Source organism: Paenibacillus sp. LS1 (assembly GCF_026013365.1).
GTDB lineage: Bacteria > Bacillota > Bacilli > Paenibacillales > Paenibacillaceae > Paenibacillus.
The window spans coordinates 132,608-154,115 of the sequence record NZ_JAPDOE010000010.1 but is presented as its reverse complement, the minus strand read 5'-3'; the positions used below and the strand labels follow the sequence as shown (position 1 = coordinate 154,115).

The following is a 21,508-nucleotide window of genomic DNA, read 5'->3' as shown; positions in this document are numbered from 1 at the left end:
TCTGTTAGACTTGTCCTATATCAGACTGAAGCGATGATCCGGATCAAAACCGGGCCAGTGCTCAGCGAGCGTATCCGTATTCCCTCTAAAGTAAGTACTCCCATCCCGTGTCATCCACAGGACGTCATGCCGATCATAATGTCGGTTTAACCAGCCCACCGCTTCGGCGCTCCCCAAAATGCAGACCGTCTTGGCAATAATCTCGCATTGTGACGCATGCTGTCCCAGAACGGTACACTGTAGCACATCCGTATCCGCCGGTTCCATCGTCCGGGGATCAATGAGGTGGTGCGCAAGGCTTCCATCCGTATTCTGCCATTGTCTGCGGGAAATACCCGAAGTGGCAACAGCTCCTCGCTGTAAGCGAACTGCACCTGACACATTCTCTTGATCCTGCAAAGGATCTGCTACTTGCAAGGTCCACTGGGGATGGTCTGGTGTACCCCATACTTGAATATCTCCACCTGCGTTAATCAACCCCGCCGGAATATGCAATGTTCGCTGTAACCAGTCTGCGATGCGCTCCACTGCCCAGCCCTTAACGATGCCTCCCAGGTCCAGCTCAGCTCCGGGGTCCAGATGAACCATCCGGCTGCCTTCCCGCTGAATCCAGCTCGGACGGCTGTGGTCATATCGATCTTCCATTAATCCTGAACAATCAGGTGTTTTCGTTCGCAATATGCGTTCAAGCAATAATGGACGTTGCGATTGTCGTTGTTGCACCTTCTCGAAGCTTAGATCGTATCCCGAAGCCTGAAGAGCCTGTGAGATGCCCGGTTGAAAAATCCCTTCGGTCAGGCCAATATATCCATATGCCAGACTCAAAACCTCATCCATCGCAGCAGAGATCGGCATCCATCCGGTCGAACCATTCAGACGATTCAGTTCACTGTCTGCCACAAATCGGCTGAAGCGCTGTTCCTGCGTCTCAAACCAATTCTTCACCAAGGTTGCTGCATGTTCAGCTTCTTCCCGTCCAGCGGACAGTTGCACTTCAACATCCGTGTTCATCGCACGGAATTGAAACCGGAGCGGACGAGTGACTTGCTCCGTGCGGCTCATGATGCACCTGTACGTGACTGATAGTTGCCACTGCTGTACCCGGAGTCTGTACTCTGGTTATTTTGTCCATAACGCTGAGAATCTGAATAACTTCCTTTGTCACTCATGCTTTGGTCCGCCCCAGCGGATTGTGTGCTATCAGATGTTCCATTATCTTGACTATCATTATTGTCATTGTCCTGCGTATTCCAGTTGTGGCTGTCCGTTGTGCTACTGATCCATTCATCCATCACATCATCACGCGTATCCACCTGGCTTGAAGCAGTAACGCTTGTGTCTGCGCCATTCGCTGCTGCATAAGCCACATCGAAGGCATCCGAAGTTCTTACATATTGAAAGAGTGCAGCCACGGTCAACGTTGCTGCCACTGAAGCTTGCCATTTTCTCCATTGATTCCGTTTTCTTCTGGTCATCGCTCTTCCCTGCTTTCTTTAGGGTGTGTCTCAAAACGCTCCCTAGCGAAGTTCATAGTTGTATCATAGGCGCGCTGGCTTAAAAATAGATGAATGAACCGTTAAGAGAGGCTAAAAAGGCCCAGAACAGGTGAATTTCCTGTCCCGAGCCTCTATATAGGATCGCATTATCATTTCATATCCATATCATCATTCCGTTAGATTCGAAAATAGAACGTGCCATCCGGTCGCTGCTCTTGCTTCACTACTTCGCGTCGAATTAACTCCTGCAGGTGGGCCAACGTCTCACTCATCGCAAACCGCAGTTGATGGGTACCTAGCCGATTGCCAAACATGTGCACACAGATGTCATACGCATTCGCCGGTGACTCCTGAATTCGCTCCGTCATCTTCTGAAGACGTTCCTCGTGATGAGCGAGCAGATGAACCGTCCGTTCGTTGAACTGTGCAAAAGGATTCCGATGCCCCGGATACGCCTGCTTGACATTCAGAGCCCCGAGACGATGCAATCCTTCCATATAAGACAATAAAGGATCCGGATCACTGCCCGGTTGCAGACTGATATTCGGTGAAATCTGGGGCAATACGGCATCTCCGCACAGAATCTCCATCGACTCCGGGGAATAAAAGGATAAATGGCCGGGGGCATGTCCACCCGTCTCCACAGCAACCCAACGTTTCCCGCCCATATCGAGACACTCACCGTCTTCAACGGGTGTCACCTTCGGAAGTGGTGTGATTTGTGAAGTAAATGCCTTCATATGTTCATGCATCTGCTCTGTCTTGTCTTCTGGCATTCCGTGGCGTCCATAATAATCAGGTAATAATGTATTAATACGTGAATCAGGTCCCCACATATAATCGGCCTCTTGGCGCGATCGTGTGGACATTCGAACGGCTGCCCCCGTCATCTGTTGCATCCAACCTGACAACCCAAGATGATCCGGGTGATGATGAGTCAGCACAATTTGATGGATATTGTCAAAGGACAGACCGAGATCTGCCAGCGCTTCATGCCACTCCAGTTCCGTTTCCGAATTACGCGGTCCCGGGTCTATAATGGTGATTGTTCCATCGGATTCAGACAACACATAACTGTTGACCCATCGCAGGGGAAAAGACATGGTAATCTTGACCCGGTGTATGCCCTCTGTCATGGACATCTCTTCTGTTCGCTTCATCGTATTCCCCTTCCAGACGCTCTCTGTTCACTCCACAGGACGATGACCCACAAAAATCATGCGCGGAGAAGCCTGCTCGTCATATTTCTCTTCATCATAGCCGCCATGGATCTGGTCTACCCGCAGTCCGGCTTCACTTAACATCTGACTCAGTTGATCTCGTGTGTACAACTTCACGCGCTCCTGATATACCCTCGGTTCATCTCCGGATGTAGTATCCGTAATGCGAATTTCCTTTTGCACAAATCCATCTTCAATCTTGCGTAACTCCTCAATGTGCTGCCCTTCATCCTCTCGAACCGAGTGCGGCACCAGATGACGCGTCACATATGCCGTGTTCATAAAATCAATAATATAGCTGCCACCCGGGCGAAGCATGCGATGAATGGCACGTAATACTTTCAGTTGTTCTCCGTCCTCCAGGAAATAACCAAACGATGTGAACAGATTGACTACGGCGTCGAAGCCACCTTTTAGCGGCAGTTCACGCATGTCCGCATGACACCAAGATACTCGGTGTTCGTCATCCATTAGGCGGGCTTCACGCAAAAGCACATCGGACAGATCGACTCCGGTCACTCGTAAGCCTGCATCAGCAAGTGCGAGTGAGTGCCGTCCCATACCACAGCAGAGATCCAATACTTCAGCATTGGGCTTAAGCTTTAACCAATTAATCATTTTATGTACTTCCTGATAGGCACCTTGTACATCCCGGTGCTTGTATACGAGAAGATAATCTTCTCCAAAACTCTTTTCATACCATTCCGTCATCCATTCTCGCCCTCCACATGGTCACTTGCCCTCTGTCTGTAGTACGCTGTTGTACAGGCCTGATCATTTCCCTAAGCTTTAATTTATTGTAACGTCTTTATCCTGCAAACTCAAAAAATTCCAGTTAGTCACCCGCATTGAAGAGCCAAAATGCACACGATATAATGTTAAACATACGCATACCCTGCAAATCGGTTAATTATAAGAGGTTGTTCAAAAAGCAACAGGAGGTGTTCTTATGATTCACATCGGACTTACCGGATGGGGGGATCAGGAAGATCTCTATCCCATCCGCACCAAAGCCAAAGACAAGCTCGGTCTATACGGGCAATACTTCTCCACCGTGGAGGTGGATAGTTCCTTCTACGCCGTTCAGCCGCGGGATCGAATGGCACGATGGGCTGCCGAGACGCCTCAATCCTTTGCTTTTATCATCAAAGCCTATCAGGGAATGACCGGACATCTGCGAGGCAAACCATACTTCACCAGCACGTCGGAGATGTATAAGGCTTTTCGGGAATCACTGGAACCGGTCATCGAAGCCGGCAAGATGCAGGCAGCCTTGTTTCAATATCCACCTTGGTTTGAGTGCAATAAGGACAACGTCAAAGAGCTTCGTGAAGTGAAACTGAGAATGGAAGGTATTCCATGTGCCCTCGAATTCCGTCATCGTAGCTGGTATGAAGGTGACATGCGCGAGCGGACGCTTGCGTTCCTGAAAGAGCAAGGCTGGATTCACAGCGTCTGTGACGAACCTCAGGCGGGTCCAGGTTCCATTCCCATCGTGCCTCAGGCCACGGATTCGGAGATGACACTGGTACGCATGCACGGACGCAATGTGTCCGGGTGGCATCAGAATGGTGCGCCCAATTGGCGCGAGACCCGTTATTTATACCGTTACAACAAGGAAGAATTGTTGGAGTGGAAAGGATATCTGGAACAATTGCAGGAGCAGAGCAAGGATGTCTATGTTATTTTTAACAACAACTCCGGTGGCGATGCAGCGGCGAATGCCCAGATGATGATGGACCTGCTGGACCTGCCGGTAAAGCCTTTTCCTGACCGTACTGAACCAGAGCAGGAAGAAGGACCGGAGCAGCTGGAATTATTTTGATCCGTGTTCATGATGCAGTTATTCATATTATTGGGTGAAGGTAAGTGTGTTATTGCTATTATGCTGTTCAGATTTGGGATTGAAATCACACTAAAAGCGGCAAGCCTGAGGGCATTGCCGCTTTCTTTAGCTGGTTACCTACCTATAGAAGGCTATCCACATACATCCGTTCCGTTGTGTCAAACATCAGCGCTGCGCGGCTGTAACCGAAGAATCGATAGACACCTCGCGTAGCTGCTGGTTCATTTTATGCGCCTCAATGCCAGCCAAGAGCACAATCCCGATCCCATGGGTATCGTTCAGATTCCAACCCAGATCATCGCGATAATACAAGGCGGTAAACGAGTACCCGGAGCCCCGGCATACCCCATATATATTGCCTTTGTAATCAATCGACAAACGCGTCATGCCTTCCCATCCTTTGCTGACTGCTTCCAGATAGGGCTCAGGTTGCTCCAGCCACCCTTCCCGAATGCCGCGGGCATAGGCGTAGATGAACATGGATGTGCAGGAAGTCTCTTCATACGAATCCGGGCGGTTCAACACCTGATGCCACAGTCCATTTTCCCCTTGCAGCGCCAGATAACCCTGACTTAAATCACGATAGAAAGTAAGTAGTTCCGGTCGTTTCACATGATCATGCGGCAGGATGGATAACAGTTCGGTTAATGAGAAAAGCACCCAGCCGTTTCCCCGTCCCCATGGAATGCCTGTCGCCCGACCACGCACAAAATCATACACATGGGACATGATCTGTTGTTCGGGAAGATAGAGGTACTTACGGAACATCAGGAACTGATTGACCGCATCTTCCCAATAAGTCGCATCTCCTGTCAACTGACCATAACGCATCAGAAATGGTGTGCTCATGTATAAGTCATCACACCACATCGTCTCCTGACGCATCTCTCCACTGCCGCGAACCCGGTAAAAGGCACCATCCTCCAGACGCTCCTGCTCATCCGTAATGTAGCCCGCAATCCGATCCGCGGTATCTCTTCCCCCACGAATAACGCCCAACTCCATCGCAGCAAGCAGCGTAGACCCAAACGAACCGCAATCATCCAGACTGTCGATGGCAGACAGTTGATTATTAATCCCTGCCGCACCGTACCCTTCCCGATCCCATAGACCATAGCGATCAAATGAAGTGCTCAGTTCAATATGTTGCCGCACATACTGAATGTAATCATCCCGTCCCAATTCCTGTCCCGTCTGGAGAAGTCCAAGCAGGGTAACACCGAGCGGATAATTCCACTTTCCGTAATGTGTATTTTCCAGGTAAGGACGAACATGCGTATCAGGAAGATCTACCCGCCAATACACACCTTGTGCGCCATCATCAAATACGGTATCGGTTCGCACGATGTCGGCGTGGGATGGTTCAGCACCGGGAGCAAACACACCTGTGTACAGCCAAGGGTCAGAACATCCCGCAACCGGATGAGGAGGTTTCAGTCTCCAGCCTGTGGAATCCAAATGCTCGGCATCTTCCAACGTGAATCCCCAGGAGTCATCAACTGCCTGGATTACACCTTTCGCGACCAGATCCGATGAACCGTAGCGGCGCGGGAGTTCAACGCGGAAGTTACCGCTACTTCCAGCAGAGTATACTTCTGTGCCACCCACATACAGGGTCAATGCTCCATCATGACGACCTTTTAAAATAACTGGTGATGTTCCTGGCAAGGTTACATCCAATCTGGACCATGCGTAGGCCACAGCTGATTGTTCCGTGCCGAAGATGCGGGCAAAAGAACCCACGCTCTGCTCCTCATCTGTCCACGCCTTGCGCGGATACCAGGTAAGACCTGTTTCTTCTTCCGTCATGCCGTCACGAGGAAGAGATAATACAGGTTCATCGACGGGTTCCGAATATAACCAGCCCTCCTGTCCCTGACGATCTGCCCCAGGCGTGAGGAAGTGCAGCGGGAAATTTTTGAACGAGGCTGTTCCGTAGATACCGCCGAATCCCACTTCTGTTTTGACAAAACATAGCAACACATCATTCCAGCCATAGTTAACGGAAATCGGAATCTGGGTTCTTCGCTCGGGAAATAATTCCTGCAACAGCTCAGACTTGAATACCTCTTCACCATTCACATAGATTGTCACTGGACTATAACAGTTCAGGCCTGTATTTAACGTTGCATTCTGGTCGCTCCATAACTTGCCCCATACATACACGTACTGCCCTGCACGCGCCTCTACGCATTTCTCATTCAGATTCAGGTCGTAGCGATAATCCCCCAGCCTGCGAAAACCTCCCTGATGATAGGCTCTGAACAAAAAGGAATGTTTCGGATGATCGCCAATATAACGCTGAGCCACCGTAGTCAATATATCCGGAATTGATTCGTACACCTTGCCTGCAATCGCCTCGTTCTCATGAAAATAACGAATGATCGTCAGCTCCCTTCCTTATACCTTGATTCGTTCGCTTAGCCGCAATGTCTCTCCGCCTTGCACTTCAACAACCTGCTGATCTGCCGTGAACCAAACCGGGATGGCAGACGGATTATGGATGATGGATCGATCAGCGGAACACTCCAGTCGTTGCACCGCTTTCCAGTAGGCAATCACTTCAATGTTCGTCGCGTACCAGATGTCGTTCCTGCCGCCAATCTGCTCACCGAACTGTTCGATGATCTCCCAGTTGTCGTTGTCATTGAACTCATAGCTGTGACCCCAGACATAGAGTAATAGTGGCGTACCTGTTTTGGAATGTTGGATAAAACGCTCGGCATGTGCCGCCAGATCATGGTTATGATGGCAGGTCGGATGCCATTCAAGGGGACGGTCTGGCAACGTGTATCTGCCATGTGATTCAACGGTACGAGCATAATCGATACCAAGCCACTCCAGCTTTGTACTTAGCGCACGGTCATACCCTCCATTGGGATAAGCCATGCCTCGTACCGGATAACCGACAAGCTGCTCCAATGCTTTTCGGTCCTCCATAATCTCTTCGGTCAGGAGTTCATTCGGAACATAAGGCAGCGTAGGGTGAGTAACCGTATGAACAGCCACTTCATGCCCCGCATACAGTTCAGCGACTTCCCCCACCTCAATGCGACCTGGATTACCCAGGGTACCGGAGTTCAGATTAAATGTTCCCCGCAGGCCATACCGATTACAGATTTCCACCAGTCTGCGATCATGTACCACTCCATCGTCATAACTGAGCGTCAGCGCTTTCATCACACCACCTGGATAACGGTCAAACTGAATACGATGTCCCATCTTGCTCCTCCTCCTGCTTCTTCCCTTGCTCCCTAATCCCGAATTTCCTTCACGTTAAAATAACGAAAAACCCCCTGACCTCCACGATTCGCGAGCCGTGTGTTTACAGCAAAGATACCCATTTTCGCACCAACCCAGAGGGCTGTTGTGGCGTTAAACGGTGTACCGATCGGCTGAAACTCCGCTCCGTCTTCGCTCCAACTAAACTGGCACAAGGCAGGTTCTGTCAGGGTGAGCCGAAGATGAATGGTCCAGCCGGTTACCTGCGAACCCTGGCCCTCCCAGTCCAGTCCCGTTTCCTCCCATTCATCTGCATGCAGATGGCTGTCTGCACGTTTGGTTCCGCGAATCAGCGATAACCGAATGGTTCCATCTTCTGTCTGTAACAGACACAGGCTTGCATACGAATCACCAAACATGATGAGACCTGACTGATCCCCTTCCTGTGCAGGCAGGAACGTGAGCTTGGTCGTCGCCACAAATTCAGATGCGGGCAGCTTCTGCAAGAGAAGATGAGGTGTACCAAACAAAGACTGAATGCCCTCCGGGTATGGATGAGCAGGTAATACCAGTCCTCTTTCCGCACCTGCATCAGCCCACTCAGGACGGGAATTCGCCTGCCATTGCCATTGCAACCCCAGATGATCAGTCTGAAAATCATCGGATACATCAGGCACAATGATCGGATAGGCTGCTCCTACATCCGGTTTGACGTGCACGTCCACAGGTTCCCCCGTTCCATGACCTTCACGGTCTATTCCAATGACAGGCCAGCCGTCTTCCGTCCACGTCATCGGCTGAAGATGAACAATGCGCCCATAGGCATCCCGATCCTGAAAATGAATAAACCAGGACTGCCCCGATTCCAGCTCCACGTATCCTCCCTGATGAGGTCCATTGACCGGTGAAGCTCCCTGATGCATGACAATTCGATCCTCATAGGGCCCAAATACCTGTTGGGAGCGCAAAACCGTCTGCCACCCCGGCTTCACGCCTCCAGCCGGAGCAAAAATATAATAATACCCCTCGCGCTTGTAGAACTTAGGCCCTTCAATGGTCGGATGATATTCGGTCCCATCAAAGACGATCGTACCTTCGTCCAGAAGTCTCCTTCCATCCGCAGCCATCCGGCACACCTGAATTTTGCTCTTGATCCCACTGCGACTATGGGCAAAAGCATGAACCAGATAGGCTTGCCCATCCTCATCCCATAAAGGACAAGGGTCAATCCAGCCCTTCACTTCATGAACGAGATGCAGCGGCGACCACTCGCCCTCAGGGTGATCGGCCGTGGTCATAAAGATGCCCTCATCCGGTGTGCTGAAGAAGATCCAGTACTTTCCGTCGTGATACCGAATGCTGGGTGCCCATACGCCTTTTCCATGGAGAGGTACATCATATCCTGGCAGATCCAGCCGATCTATGGCATATCGGACAAGCCGCCAGTTCACCAGGTCCTTCGAATGTAAAATCGGTAGCCCCGGGGTATGCGAGAAACTCGATGCCGTCATATAGAAGTCATCTCCTACACGAATCACATCCGGATCCGAATAATCCGCATGCAGAATCGGATTGCGGTATGTACCGTCTCCCTGATCCGCGACCCAGACCGGGTCCAATCTTTGTTGTTCTGATTGGGTTGTACTCATACGTTCACTCCTTCATCTCAATTCTTCCGCAGGTACATGACCTGCATCCTGTAATCGATGATGTTCCGAATCAAAATACGTACCTTCCAGCAGGCCAATCAACGTGTTGGTAACGCGAACTTCAATGTCGTTATCCCCTGGACGAAGCCAGGAGGCTTCTCCCTTCCAGCGATACGGAGACCAGCATCGCACACCAAGACTATGTCCGTTCACCCGCACTTCCGTCACATCCTGCACCCGCCAATCGCTAAATTCCAGTTCAAATGAGGCAACATCTTCCCCCGACTCATCCAGCCAGAACGTGCGTTTATAACTTATTTCCCCGGCAAAATGGGGATACAGCGGCTGCGGTTCAGGTCCGATGCGAAGGGCCGTGTCCGGTTCCCGCACGAGCGAAGCCAGGCCTTCATGATGGAACTCCACGCCGAATCTACCTTGTAGATACAAGGGATCAACGATGCCATCCTCATCTTTCGTTATCTGCACAATCACGGTCATTTCGTTGAGACCGCTGTGCAGCAGCTCCGTAATGTCACAAGCGATGTTATTGTGGTCGGTTATTTCGATTGGATCGAATTGTTCTTTTCCAAGTGGTTGCCCATTAATCTCCATCGACCAACTGCCCGAGATTGCCGCTCTGTCCATGAATAACAGACATGCAGGCAAAGCGGTTCTCAGCTCAAATGTGGTCGTATATCGACACTCGATCGGGTAAGCAACGGATGCTTTTTTCGGTGTGCCAAATACCTGATTAAACTGGACTGGCAGAGGATACTGTTCCGATAATTCTGCCGCCTGATCAATAAACGGTTTCACAGCCACATGCTGGCTTTCCAGAATTATTCCGTTAGCATTGGAAGCCTGAAGATGGAATTGTCCCATTCGCAGGATGTTAGACTGCACCGTTTCCATCCGCCATGGCCCTTCTGAAGGAACTCTGATCTTACTGGCTTGATTCGCCCCTGCCGAAACATCCGCTCCAAACGTCGAACCCGTTTTGTCTGCTACATCCACTTTCGTTGGTTCTGCCTCTTCCTTCGCAGCTTGTAAAGTAAGGCGTACAGCATGCGCTTCGTATGGCGCCAGCGTTAGTGAAATACAATATTCCCCACCACTGCTCGTATACGGCAATGTCTGAAGCTGCCCTGTCTCCAGATCGAGTCGTTCTGCCACCAGACAAGTGTTCTCTGCCAGCTCCGTTCCATCCCACAGCTGTCTGGCGACCAGCTTCAATTGACCCTTCAGGTCCTGACCCTCCTGATTGGTCAAGAAAACCATATGCTCTCCAGCCGACAATTCACGAGTTTGCATCAGCAGAGATGCACTTTCCTCCTCCATGATCCAGCAGATGGGTTCGGGCAATACCTGATCGAGCAGGAGGGAGATAAGCTCCAGCGAAAAGTCATCTCCTTGCCCTGTTCCTGCGGGTAGAAAATAAGCATTCCCCTCACCCTGATGCCACATGGTTTCACGGTTATCGTAATCTGTTGTCACGCTACGGCCCCAGTACACCTCTTGCGGCTGCTCGCCCGCGCCAAAGAACTGGGCAGCATCATCCCCCTCCGGACTTCCCGGCTGGATGGCAATATGCGGAGGCATCCCAACAGAAACGACAGTTCCTCCCCGCTGAACGAATCTTTTCACCTGTTCCCAGGCCGCGGCCTCCAGATTCAGCATCGGTGGCAGGATCAACACCTCATAACGGGCTATACCCATCTGAATAATGCCATCCGTTAAGTCAGCTTCCGCCAACAATTCGGGATCAAGGTGGTCATAGTCACGTCTGTTTTCGAGCAGATGGGTAGTAATCCTCATCCAGTCCTTGGTCAGGCGTTCCAGTTGCGCGCGTTCTAATTCGTCCTGGCCGCTATACTCGAATCCATGCAGCGGATTACCCATCAGACTCCAGAATGTCGTCGTTGGATCAAGCACAGCAATTCGAATGTCTGCTGCTCCCGTGCTCATGAGATAGCTCAACCGTCCGGTGTAATCCCCCAACTGCCGGAAATGCTTCCAGTAGGGATTCTGCAAAAATTGAGACGGCGGTGCATCATGCTTCGCCAGCCCACCAATCGTATAGAAAAAGGCGTGAAAGTTATAGAAATTGGTGCCCATAGCGGCCATGCGATCAATCATCCACTTGGCATCCTGTAGCGTCATGGACCAGCCTACACTGTGAAAACACTCAATCAGATTGCGGCCTCGGCCCAATTGCCGGGCAAGCGAGCTGACCATCTTGGGGTTGTCACGCATCTTTTGGCCGTATCGTTCCAGTATCCACGATAAGGACCGTCCGATTTTCTCATGTGCCGAATCACCACCTGGCATATGGCTGAACAACTGGGTGGTCATCCGTACGCCAGGCACCTCAGCCGCATACTGAATCCCTGCTTCCTCACACCAGTCATGCACCTGTTTGTGATAGGACTCCCTGAGAAGCAAATGCAGTGACTGATAGTAGTCATACCGAATCCGATGCGCGTCTGGAACATCACCATATAGCAGGGCCGGTAGCGAATCGATCAGACTATAACCACAACGCTCACTGAAATAACGGGGAAGTTGTGGAGACCAGGGGAGACGGCCCAGCGGTGCGATTTCATCCGAGAACATACCTTTGATCACGCTTTCAAATTGATCTCCAACCGCTGACTTATAACGCTCATGCGTCAGTTCAATAAATCGGCTCATCGCTTCCTTGTGGCAAGGGTCAACAAAGTTGCCGTAATATTTGAAATCGTCGATCTCTTTTTCCTGAAATATAATCAACTCCCAATCACCCGCGGGAACATCCCAGAGCAAGCGGAACACTGTTCGGTAGGTGAAGAACCGCTTGCGGTTATACGATGTGAGTCCGGTCTCCTGATAGACCTGATCGGTCTGGATATTGCCGATTTTGCTGCGCAGATCGATGGACTCATGCCACAGACGCTTCCCATGTTCATCCTTGGGAATCGCCTTGGCAACCAAGACTCGTCCCCATGGCAACTCCAGATCCACAGCTTCTCCGCCCTGAACCACCAACTGATGATGCACGAGCTGACGCTGCTTCGCTTCAGGAAAATCAAGGGTCACTTCCCCGCCAGCCATTCCACTCGGATAGGGATACTCGTCATATAACCATACCTGCATGCCATGATCGGCAGCTGCCTGCACTGCAATCCGCACCTTATCAAACCACGCTTCCGACAGATAGGGAATCTGTAGTCCCTGACGTGGACAGATGAAGAATCCACCTACACCTTGCGCCGCCATCTCAGCCACTTGCCGCTTAATCTGTTCTTCTTCCATATCCCCATTCCAGAACCAAAAGGGATGAACCCGGTACTGCGCCTCAGGATTGTCAAATGCATCCCCGTTCCACATGTTGCCTTCCTCCCTGCCTGTTCAAGAGTGGTCGTCCAGCTTTACCAATAACGTTCATTTCAGTTCAAATAGGTTTGTTTTGTTTTGATTATACATCAAAAACCATATTCAGGAAGTCATATTTTCCAGAAAGTTGGATGAAATTTGGTTCGCGCATCTAGTCATTACAGCGATAAGAAAAAGCCCGGCTGTTTCCGCTACACTGAAAGCACGGCTGCCGGGCTCTGGCTTATACGACTACTTCAATGCAGCGTACAGTTCATTAACTTCTTTGACATAATCGTCTCCGCCATTGTTCTTCCACAGAGCAACAGCATCTTCGAACCCTTTCTCATCAATCTGGCCTACGATATATTTGATCCGTGCATCGTTAATGATATTGTCCAGCTGTGGTCCTTTCTGGGCGTAAACATCAGAGATCAGCGGTTCACCAGGATTGGCGATGACAATCTCTTCGTTGGCTTTCTGCACCTGTGCAACCTTTTCACGGACAGGTGTCTGTTGGACGCGAAGCGTCCTGTCTTCTGGCACAAACATCAAAATCTGATTTAAACCCTGCAGGTCGCGGAGCGCAAGCTTGTCAGTGCTCGGTATGATGTAGTCTTCTTTTTTCTCATACTGCTTGCCTTCCAGTCCGTTGTACAACAATGCCTGCAATTGCGGTTCATTCAGCTGATCGAGGAAGCTCAGCACCTTCTTCAGGTCTTCTTCCGTTTTGACACTGCTTTTGGAAATGGCAATCAAGCCGGAGTAGCCAGACGTTGGCATATCACGCAGTCCCTTCGGACCTTCCATCGCTTGCAGCACATCTACGCGCCCAGTCGCATTCGGGTCTTTATCCAGTATTTTCTGATCCATGCGCTGCGCATTATCTGCCACATCCACCATGATACCCGCTTGCCCATTCACAAATGGATCAGGCAGTTTCGTCGCATCCATCACAGCAAAGTCCTTATTCACCAGACCCTCGCTATAGATTTGACGGAAAAATTTCAGTGCTTCCATGTATTCAGATGTCTCATGCGCCGGAATCAGACCACCGCTGCCATCATCTCCCCATTTGTTCGGCGCACCGAACCATACCTGCATGTTATCCCACGGACCCGTAAATTTGCTGGCAACCAGACCGTACGTATCATCCTTGCCATTACCATCCGGATCATCCTTCGTGAACGCTTTCAATACATTGTAAAATTCATCAATCGTCTTCGGCTCTGCCAGCCCCAGATTCTCCAGCCAATCTTTGCGGATTGTGACCCCATTCCGTCCTAGGGCGCGTGCCCGGTAGATCCCATAGGTTTTGCCATCGATGGACGCATTGTTGGTGATGATTTCATTCATTTGACTCAGATTCGGATAGTCTTTCAGATAAGGACCAAGCTCCCAGAATGCCCCGGTTCGGGCCGCATTAATGAAACTTGGGGACTTCCCTAACACCACCATAATCTGGGGTAGCTTTCCCGAGGCCAGTGTAATGTTGAATTTGTCTTCGTACGAGCTGCTCGGCACCCACTGCAGGTTCACATCTACCTTGGTCAATTCCTCAAGCTTCTGGATGACTGGACTGTTCTCCGGCGGATTCTCCGCTTCGAAGTTCGGAAGCATAATGGTAATTTCGTCGGTGCCACCCGTAGCGGTTCCTGAACCTGCTTTGTCCGTGGAGCATGCGCCCAGAATCGTACTCAGTACCAGTGACGCAGAGAGTAGCAGTGCACCTTTTTTGAATCCCGTTTTTTGTCCCATACGTTCTCCCCCTTGGCTTTAGCCTTTGATTGAACCTAACATGACACCTTTGGCAAAATGCTTCTGCAAAAACGGATACACCAGCAAAATCGGAATGGTACCTACAACGATCACCGCCATTTTAATCGACTGCTCTGGTGGCTGAACAAAATTGGGGTCCATGTTCGCCATATCTCCGACACTGGCTTGTGAGAGCAACACGATCTGTCTCAGCATGACTTGTAGCGGCCATTTGTCACTGTCGGAAATGTACAGCAGTGCCGAGAAAAAATTGTTCCAGTGGCCTACGGCGTAGAACAAGGCAAACGTGGCAATGACTGGTTTGGATAAAGGCAGAACAATTCGCCACAGCACCCCGAGATCTGAACAGCCGTCGATGCGGGCCGCTTCCTCCAGCCCGGGCGGCATTTGCTGAAAAAAGTTTTTGACAACGATTAAGTTAAAAGCGCTGATCGCGCCAGGAAGCATAAGGGCCCAGTAAGAATCGAGCAGTCCCAGTCCACGAATGACGAGATACGTTGGAATCATGCCACCGCCAAATAACATCGAGAAAATCACCATGTTCATCATGACGTTACGGCCCCAGAAGTCACTTCTGGATAGTGGATAGGCCATCGTTAGTGTGAAGAACAGATTGACCAGTGTACCTGCCACCGTGATGAAAATGGAAACACCAATGCTGCGAAAGATCGTGGACGAGGAAAAGATATACTCATACGCACTGAAGGAAAACACCTTCGGAATGAGAAAAAAACTGCGTTCGGTGATCTCGGCTTCCGTTGCGAAAGAATTCCCTATAATATACAGGAACGGAAGGACGGTTAATATGCCCAGAATCCCCAGCATGACGTAATTGAAGATATCAAATACCTTGCCGGCAGGGCTGTTGTATAGACGGCTGTTCATGGGCGCTCCTCCTTAATAAATTCCGGGATGGCCGAATTTTTTCGCAAGTTTATTACTGCCAAGTACCAGAATGATCCCCACCACAGACTTGAATAGTCCCACAGCGGTACTATAACTGAATGCACCTTGCGTTATCCCTACCGTGTACACATACGTATCAAATACGTCCGCCACATCCCGGTTGAGGGAGTTGGTCATCAGATAGATCTGCTCAAATCCGGTATCGAGGAAGTTCCCCAGTCTGAGAATAAGCAAAATGACTATGGTCGTACGAATGGCTGGAAGCGTGATATGCCACATCCGCCGTAATCGTCCTGCGCCATCCACAATGGAGGCTTCATATTGTTCCGTATCTACACCTGCGAGGGCTGCAAGGAAAATGATCGTGCCCCATCCCATCTCCTTCCACATCATTTGCACAATAATGAGCGGACGGAACGAACCCGGACTGGAGAGTACATCAATGGGCTTGCCTGTAATCCAGGCGATCAGGTCGTATAACACCCCGCCTTGCGGGGTCAGGAACACGTACGTGATACTGGCGATAATTACCATGGATACAAAATGGGGTACATAGACCAGCGTTTGAATCGTTCTTTTGAAGAAAGCCACCCGAATTTCATTTAATAATAAGGCGATAATGATCGGTGCCGGGAAAAAGAAGATAAGATCATACAGGGCAAGAACCAGCGTATTGCGTAATAGTCGGAAGAAGTCCGGGTTGGAGAAAAAGTTCGTAAAGTTCTCTAGCCCCACCCAGTTGCTCTCCCGGATGCCCAGGAAAGGCTGGTAGTCCTGAAAGGCAATGATGATCCCCCACATGGGCAAGTATTTAAAGATGACAAAGTACAAAAAGCCGGGAAGCACAAGCACATATAACCACTTGTTTCGTTTGATGTGCCTTTTCCAATTGGACTCTTGTCTCATGGGCCTTGTGGCCCTATCCGCTTGGGTGGTTGCAGTGCCGTTGGTATTCCAGTCCGTCTTCCCGTTCATCATGTCTCCCCTCCCTCAATGATGTAAGCGTTATCAATTAATCTGATACTCAGACTATACAGCCGATCTTTTTCCGGCAACCTTCATTTTTTGCATTGCTGCGACATGATGGCCGAAAAGCCCGCTATAACGCCATTTTCACAAGAAATTCCACATAACGTAGCAGGTAGAATTGCACATTTTTGCGGGTTTATCTTTCTTTGTATCAGGGTAGAAAAAGAAACAACCGACATCCGCTAAAGCCGGATGCCGGTCAGAAATGACAGACGTATGAACGGTTATTGTGCAAACCATTGATCGCGATATTGACTCGGCGTAACTCCCTCCTGTTTCTTGAAGATCCGATTAAAATAACTGTGCTGATATCCCACAGCCGCCGCAACATCATTAATTTTCATCGTTGTCTCCCGTAACAATTGCTTCGCCGCATCCATTCTCACACGTGTCAAATAATCAATAAAATTGATGCCCGATACCTGTTTGAATGCCTTGCTCAGTGCATAGGGTGTCATTTGCTCCTCGTCAGCACAGTTTTCCAGCGAAATGTCGTTGCGGTAATGCGTATCGATATACAACATCGTTCGTTCCACCACCAGTTTCAGCGGTTCCTGCGATCGTACCTCAACCTCTTGTATATAAGGTAAGAACACCTCATTCATCATCCATTGCTTCATCTGTACAGGTTCACGAATTCCGGATAATCGCTCATACATGTTGCTACCACCAAACAGCTTATAAGGTGTGACCCCTGTTTGCAGCATCATGTGCTGAATACTGCCGAGCAATTGCAGCATCATCTGCTGAACTTGGAATTCGGTACTTCCTGCCCGCGTAATCTCACTCATGAATTGCTCCAGCACACGTTCCGCTTCGGCTTGTTTGCCCAGTCTGACCGCCTGTAGCAACTCACGTTCCAACCCGAGCGGATAGGAAGCTGCTTCATTACTGCGGAAACACGCCTCATCCTCCAGATCGAGAATCTGACTTCCTTCCTCCACACTTCGATAAGCCACGGCCTGTTCCATTTCGACGAATCGTCCGGGCAGTTCCTGAAGTGAAGCCGCTGGGCGGCTGATCATCAAGGTCACCTTCATTTTGAGCGTTCGTCCAATGACCTCCACCAGTTCCTGTCCCCATAACAACGCTTGTGACTTCACAGGTTCATCTTGGGGAGCGATCACAAGCATGGCTGAAGACAGGTCGTGAAAGTTCATAACACTGATCTGCCTGAAAACATTTTTGGCGACTTCCTGAGTGATATTCACTGCTGCAAAAGTAACCAGTCCCGTGTCCTGGCTTCCGAATCTGCCTTGCAGCTGCTCATATCCTGTAAAATACATCTGCACCAGCAAAAACTGCTGGCCCTCCAGTTCAAAGCCGAGATGACGCATCCGTTGCCGAAGATCCTGCTCGTTATAGGCGTATAGATGCCCCTGCACAAGTTGTAAAACAAAGCTGTCACGCAGATGAGGAAGCTGCTCCTGCAACTGGCGATGTGCCGTGACACTGCGGGAGGTCAGTTCGTTCCACTGTTGCTCCAGCAACTCAAACTCGTCCAGCTTGGCATCGGTTGGTGTTGTTTCGTTTCGGCCAGGCGTAAGGAGATGCAGCATCCGGGCTACAGGCGAATAGATACGGCGTGAAGCAAACCAGGATAACACTAATCCCAGGATGAGACTGCCTATACTCGCAATGACGATGATTTTGGATACCAGCTTGACTGGCGAAGTGACTGATGTCAAAGGCGCAGCGGAAACATAGGTCCAGTCCGAATCAATTCGACTCAATGAGCCGTACGAGACGGAATAGGTCTGATCCTCATATCGGAACAGGAATGAACGGCTGTCCGCATGCAGGGCCACTTCTTCTTTTAGCTGCTGCTCAAAAGCAGCGTTCTCTCCCACGGTTCCCGGATTACCGGTAACCAGTGTGTTTCCTTCCTGATCCATGAGGAACGTTAAGCCTTCATCGTATGGAGTAAGCGTTTTCAATAAACTGGCGACTTTCTCGTTATCCAACGTAATAATCAGTGCCCCAAATGGATTAATGCTCTCCCCCGGAATCTTATGTACAAGAACCAGTGCATTGCCTGCATCCGTATGCAGTAGACTGTCGTTGGTCGAAGGGGCGGTATCTCTGTTGATGCTGGGAACCCAGTCTGTCCAGTACACGTGATTGCCCATGGAGAGGTATTGATCATATGCCTGTATCTTGGCTTCATCGTTCAATTCGGTATAATCCCGATTAAACAAGATCGGCTTCGGCTCCTGCAAATACAGCTGTGCTGACTTGATCAGCGGGTGGGAACCTTGCAATACATATAATGTAGTGACAATCTCCTGCGTTTCATTGAAATAATACACAAAATCCAGTGTACGTAATGCATTGCCAAACCTCGGCTCAAAAGCCCAATGGGATAAGTTCATCTCCAGATAAGCCAGCTGATCATCCACATTACGTGCCCGGTTCTCGATCTGGTTCTGATGCATCCGATTGAATTCGGTCTCCATCCGTCCAACCACCTGTTGATACATGATGATACCTGTGATTAGCCCGGGAATGCTGGCAATGAGTAAAATAAGCATGAGGCTGTTTCGATAAAATCGTCCTTTATGTCTTCCTGCCTTCAAATCGGATAAACGCTTGAATCTGCCAAATATTCGATCGCTCCTAGTCGGTTCCATCGCTGCTCACCTGCCTGCTTGCATCGGGTCTGACTGTCATGGAAACTTCCTCAACTCCCCTTGTTGGATGAATGAAAAATACATATGAGAATATATGGATGAAATCCTTTTCTTGTATTATACGCACAATTCTCAGGTGAATGAAACGATCTGTAACCGATCATTTTTTTAACCAATGTTTTATTAACATGACAAAATGGATTACAATGAGATAAAGCAAACATGAAGGAGGCCTTTTTAATGAAAGAACAGACTTATTTTGAACAAAATAGAGAAAAACACCTGGCAGAACTGAATGAATGGTTGTCCATTCCGAGTATTTCCGCCATTTCCGAGCATAAAGAGGATGTTAATCGTGCAGCACAATGGGCAGCAGATGCACTCACACGTGCAGGTATGGAAAACGTAGAGGTCATTCAAACAGCGGGACACCCGATTGTCTATGCAGATCACCTGCATGCACCGGGCAAACCGACAGCCCTGATCTATGGACACTATGATGTTCAACCTGTTGATCCGCTTAATCTGTGGGAGACACCTCCTTTCGAACCTACTGTTCGTGATGGCAAGCTGTTTGCCCGTGGTGCAACAGATGATAAAGGACAGATTTTCCTACATATCAAGGCAGTAGAAGCTATTCTCGCCGAAAACAAAGAACTGCCTGTTAACATCAAGTTCTGCATTGAAGGCGAAGAGGAAATCTCCAGCCCGAACTTGCCCATCTATCTGAATGACAATACGGACAAGCTGCGTGCAGACATGGTACTGATCTCGGATACGTCCCTGCTTGAAAAAGGTAAACCGGCGATCTCCACTGGCCTGCGCGGCCTCTGCTCGCTTCACGTAGATCTGAACACAGCCAATACCGACTTGCACTCCGGTTCATTCGGTGGCGGTGTACCTAACGCACTGCATGCACTCGTGTCCCTGCTCGCTTCGCTGCATGATGAGCAAGGTCGTGTGAGTGTAGACGGTTTCTACGATGGCGTTCTGCCACTGTCTCCTGAGATGAGAGAAGAATTTGTGAAACAAGGCTTCAATGAAGAACAGCTTCGTCAGGACCTCGGACTGGAGCAATTGTACGGCGAAGAAGGCTACTCGTTCGTAGAACGTGTTGGCGCTCGTCCAACATTGGAACTAAACGGCGTATGGGGTGGTTTCCAAGGCGAAGGCAGCAAAACCGTTATTCCGAAGGAAGCTCATGCCAAAATTACCTGCCGCCTCGTTGCGGATCAAGATCCACAACATGTATTGGATCGTATCGAAGCACATCTGCGTGCTCACGTTCAACCAGGTGCAACGCTGCATGTGAAACAGATCGAGAAAGCTTTTGCTTTCAACACCGATCCTTCCAATCCAATTCTGCAAAAAGCGGCAGATGCATATGAGCACGTGTATGGCGTTCGTGCCCTCTTTACCAAAGATGGCGGCTCCATTCCGATTGTTGAGAAGCTCTCACGTGTACTCGAAATCCCTGCTGTCATGATGGGATTCGGCTTGCCGGATGAGAACCTGCATGCACCGAACGAGCACTTCAACCTGGAGAACTTTGATAAAGGGTTGTTGACGATTGTTCAATTTCTGAAGAGTTTGTAATCATCGTGTTTAAAACCAGTTCATGAGAGCGTGCTGAGTGGACGTTCCGGGGCCGAATCGTTCTTTTGATCGCTGTTATCCCCGGATTTCCTTGATTCCCTTTTTCAAAGGTGAAATCCGGTGATAAAGGCGAACGCTCCGCTTCTTCAGAATCGATTTCGTCCCCTTCACTACGTTGCAGCTTGTCGCAGACTGATTTTAAGATTGAGCCTAACTATTGATTGGTTAGTGTAATGGGAGAACAAAGGACGGCCTTCGGGTCGTCTTTTTTGTTATTTATTTTATTTCTTTAGTTCTTTGTTTCTTTGGTGAAATTGTAGTTTTTTTCATGGTTGCTTTTTATGAATGGAGACGATGGAGACTTACTTTTAAATGGGTTAGCGTATTAGAGATAACAACATGGTGACCTTACAGGCCGTTTCTTTGAATTTTGTATCGATCATTGTGTTGGAGCTCTATCATGGTGCTTTAAAGGATTGGGTCTGACTTTGATGGGTTAGTGTGATAGATCACAAAAGGATGGGCTTCTGAACACTTTTTTTGGTTTTTCTCGATCATTGCGTTATAGCGCTTTCTATGACTGATTTTATAGACGGGGTCTCGGTTTTAATGGTTTAGTATTATAGAGATAATATACGCAACCTTATCGATTTTTAGATTGATTTCGTCTCCTTACTAGGTTTGAGGCTTTTACCATGGTTGCTCTTTATTGTGACTGGTTCTGGAAGACGGCTAACTTTTAAGGGTTTTGACAGTGATAACACAAGCGGTGGCCTTTATAGAT

General features: G+C 49.5%; 14 protein-coding genes. 2 read left to right on the top strand and 12 right to left on the bottom strand.

Annotated elements, in window-relative coordinates:
* Positions 1-15 precede the first annotated feature (15 nt).
* The 4 genes from OM416_RS25420 to OM416_RS25405 all read right to left on the bottom strand — a co-directional run bounded on the left by OM416_RS25420 (position 16) and on the right by OM416_RS25405 (position 3,427).
* A complete protein-coding gene (locus tag OM416_RS25420; protein WP_264934236.1) occupies positions 16-1,062 on the bottom strand; it encodes an FAD:protein FMN transferase in 1,047 nt (348 codons plus the stop codon).
* Positions 1,059-1,475, bottom strand: coding sequence for a hypothetical protein (locus OM416_RS25415; protein WP_264934235.1), 417 nt, complete (start codon positions 1,473-1,475; stop codon positions 1,059-1,061). Before OM416_RS25415 ends, OM416_RS25420 begins: the two co-directional genes overlap by 4 nt.
* Before the next feature lie 197 nt (positions 1,476-1,672).
* Entirely contained in the window at positions 1,673-2,656 is a 984-nt protein-coding gene (locus OM416_RS25410; RefSeq protein WP_264934234.1) for an MBL fold metallo-hydrolase, read from the bottom strand.
* A gap of 27 nt (positions 2,657-2,683) precedes the next feature.
* Positions 2,684-3,427, bottom strand: a complete 744-nt coding sequence (locus tag OM416_RS25405) for a class I SAM-dependent methyltransferase (RefSeq protein WP_264934233.1) — start codon at positions 3,425-3,427, stop codon at positions 2,684-2,686.
* Positions 3,428-3,665: 238 nt separating this feature from the next.
* On the opposite strand from OM416_RS25405, the gene OM416_RS25400 reads away from it, so the two are divergent.
* Positions 3,666-4,541, top strand: coding sequence for a DUF72 domain-containing protein (locus OM416_RS25400; protein WP_264934232.1), 876 nt, complete (start codon positions 3,666-3,668; stop codon positions 4,539-4,541).
* A gap of 186 nt (positions 4,542-4,727) precedes the next feature.
* Here OM416_RS25400 and OM416_RS25395 read toward each other — a convergent pair whose 3' ends face one another.
* From OM416_RS25395 to OM416_RS25360, 8 genes are all read right to left on the bottom strand, one after another.
* Entirely contained in the window at positions 4,728-6,905 is a 2,178-nt protein-coding gene (locus OM416_RS25395) for a glycoside hydrolase family 105 protein (protein ID WP_264934231.1), read from the bottom strand.
* A 57-nt stretch (positions 6,906-6,962) separates the two neighbouring features.
* Positions 6,963-7,784 carry a polysaccharide deacetylase family protein gene (locus OM416_RS25390; protein WP_076333728.1) on the bottom strand — a complete coding sequence of 274 codons (822 nt, stop codon included), beginning with the start codon at positions 7,782-7,784 and terminating at the stop codon, positions 6,963-6,965.
* Positions 7,785-7,816: 32 nt separating this feature from the next.
* A complete protein-coding gene (locus OM416_RS25385) occupies positions 7,817-9,433 on the bottom strand; it encodes a glycoside hydrolase 43 family protein (RefSeq protein ID WP_264934230.1) in 1,617 nt (538 codons plus the stop codon).
* 12 nt (positions 9,434-9,445) lie between these two features.
* Positions 9,446-12,799 carry a glycosyl hydrolase gene (locus tag OM416_RS25380; RefSeq protein WP_264934229.1) on the bottom strand — a complete coding sequence of 1,118 codons (3,354 nt, stop codon included), beginning with the start codon at positions 12,797-12,799 and terminating at the stop codon, positions 9,446-9,448.
* Positions 12,800-13,036: 237 nt separating this feature from the next.
* A complete protein-coding gene (locus tag OM416_RS25375; RefSeq protein WP_264934228.1) occupies positions 13,037-14,542 on the bottom strand; it encodes an extracellular solute-binding protein in 1,506 nt (501 codons plus the stop codon).
* An 18-nt stretch (positions 14,543-14,560) separates the two neighbouring features.
* Complete coding sequence (locus OM416_RS25370; protein WP_017692544.1) at positions 14,561-15,448, bottom strand: carbohydrate ABC transporter permease; 888 nt, start codon at positions 15,446-15,448, stop codon at positions 14,561-14,563.
* Positions 15,449-15,460: 12 nt separating this feature from the next.
* Positions 15,461-16,375, bottom strand: coding sequence for an ABC transporter permease (locus OM416_RS25365; protein WP_264934274.1), 915 nt, complete (start codon positions 16,373-16,375; stop codon positions 15,461-15,463).
* 347 nt (positions 16,376-16,722) lie between these two features.
* Positions 16,723-19,128 carry an AraC family transcriptional regulator gene (locus OM416_RS25360; protein WP_264934227.1) on the bottom strand — a complete coding sequence of 802 codons (2,406 nt, stop codon included), beginning with the start codon at positions 19,126-19,128 and terminating at the stop codon, positions 16,723-16,725.
* A gap of 240 nt (positions 19,129-19,368) precedes the next feature.
* Between OM416_RS25360 and OM416_RS25355 the strand changes: the two genes are divergently transcribed.
* Positions 19,369-20,724 (top strand): dipeptidase, encoded by a 1,356-nt coding sequence (locus tag OM416_RS25355; RefSeq protein ID WP_076333733.1) that lies wholly within the window; start codon positions 19,369-19,371, stop codon positions 20,722-20,724.
* The last annotated feature ends 784 nt before the right edge of the window (positions 20,725-21,508 follow it).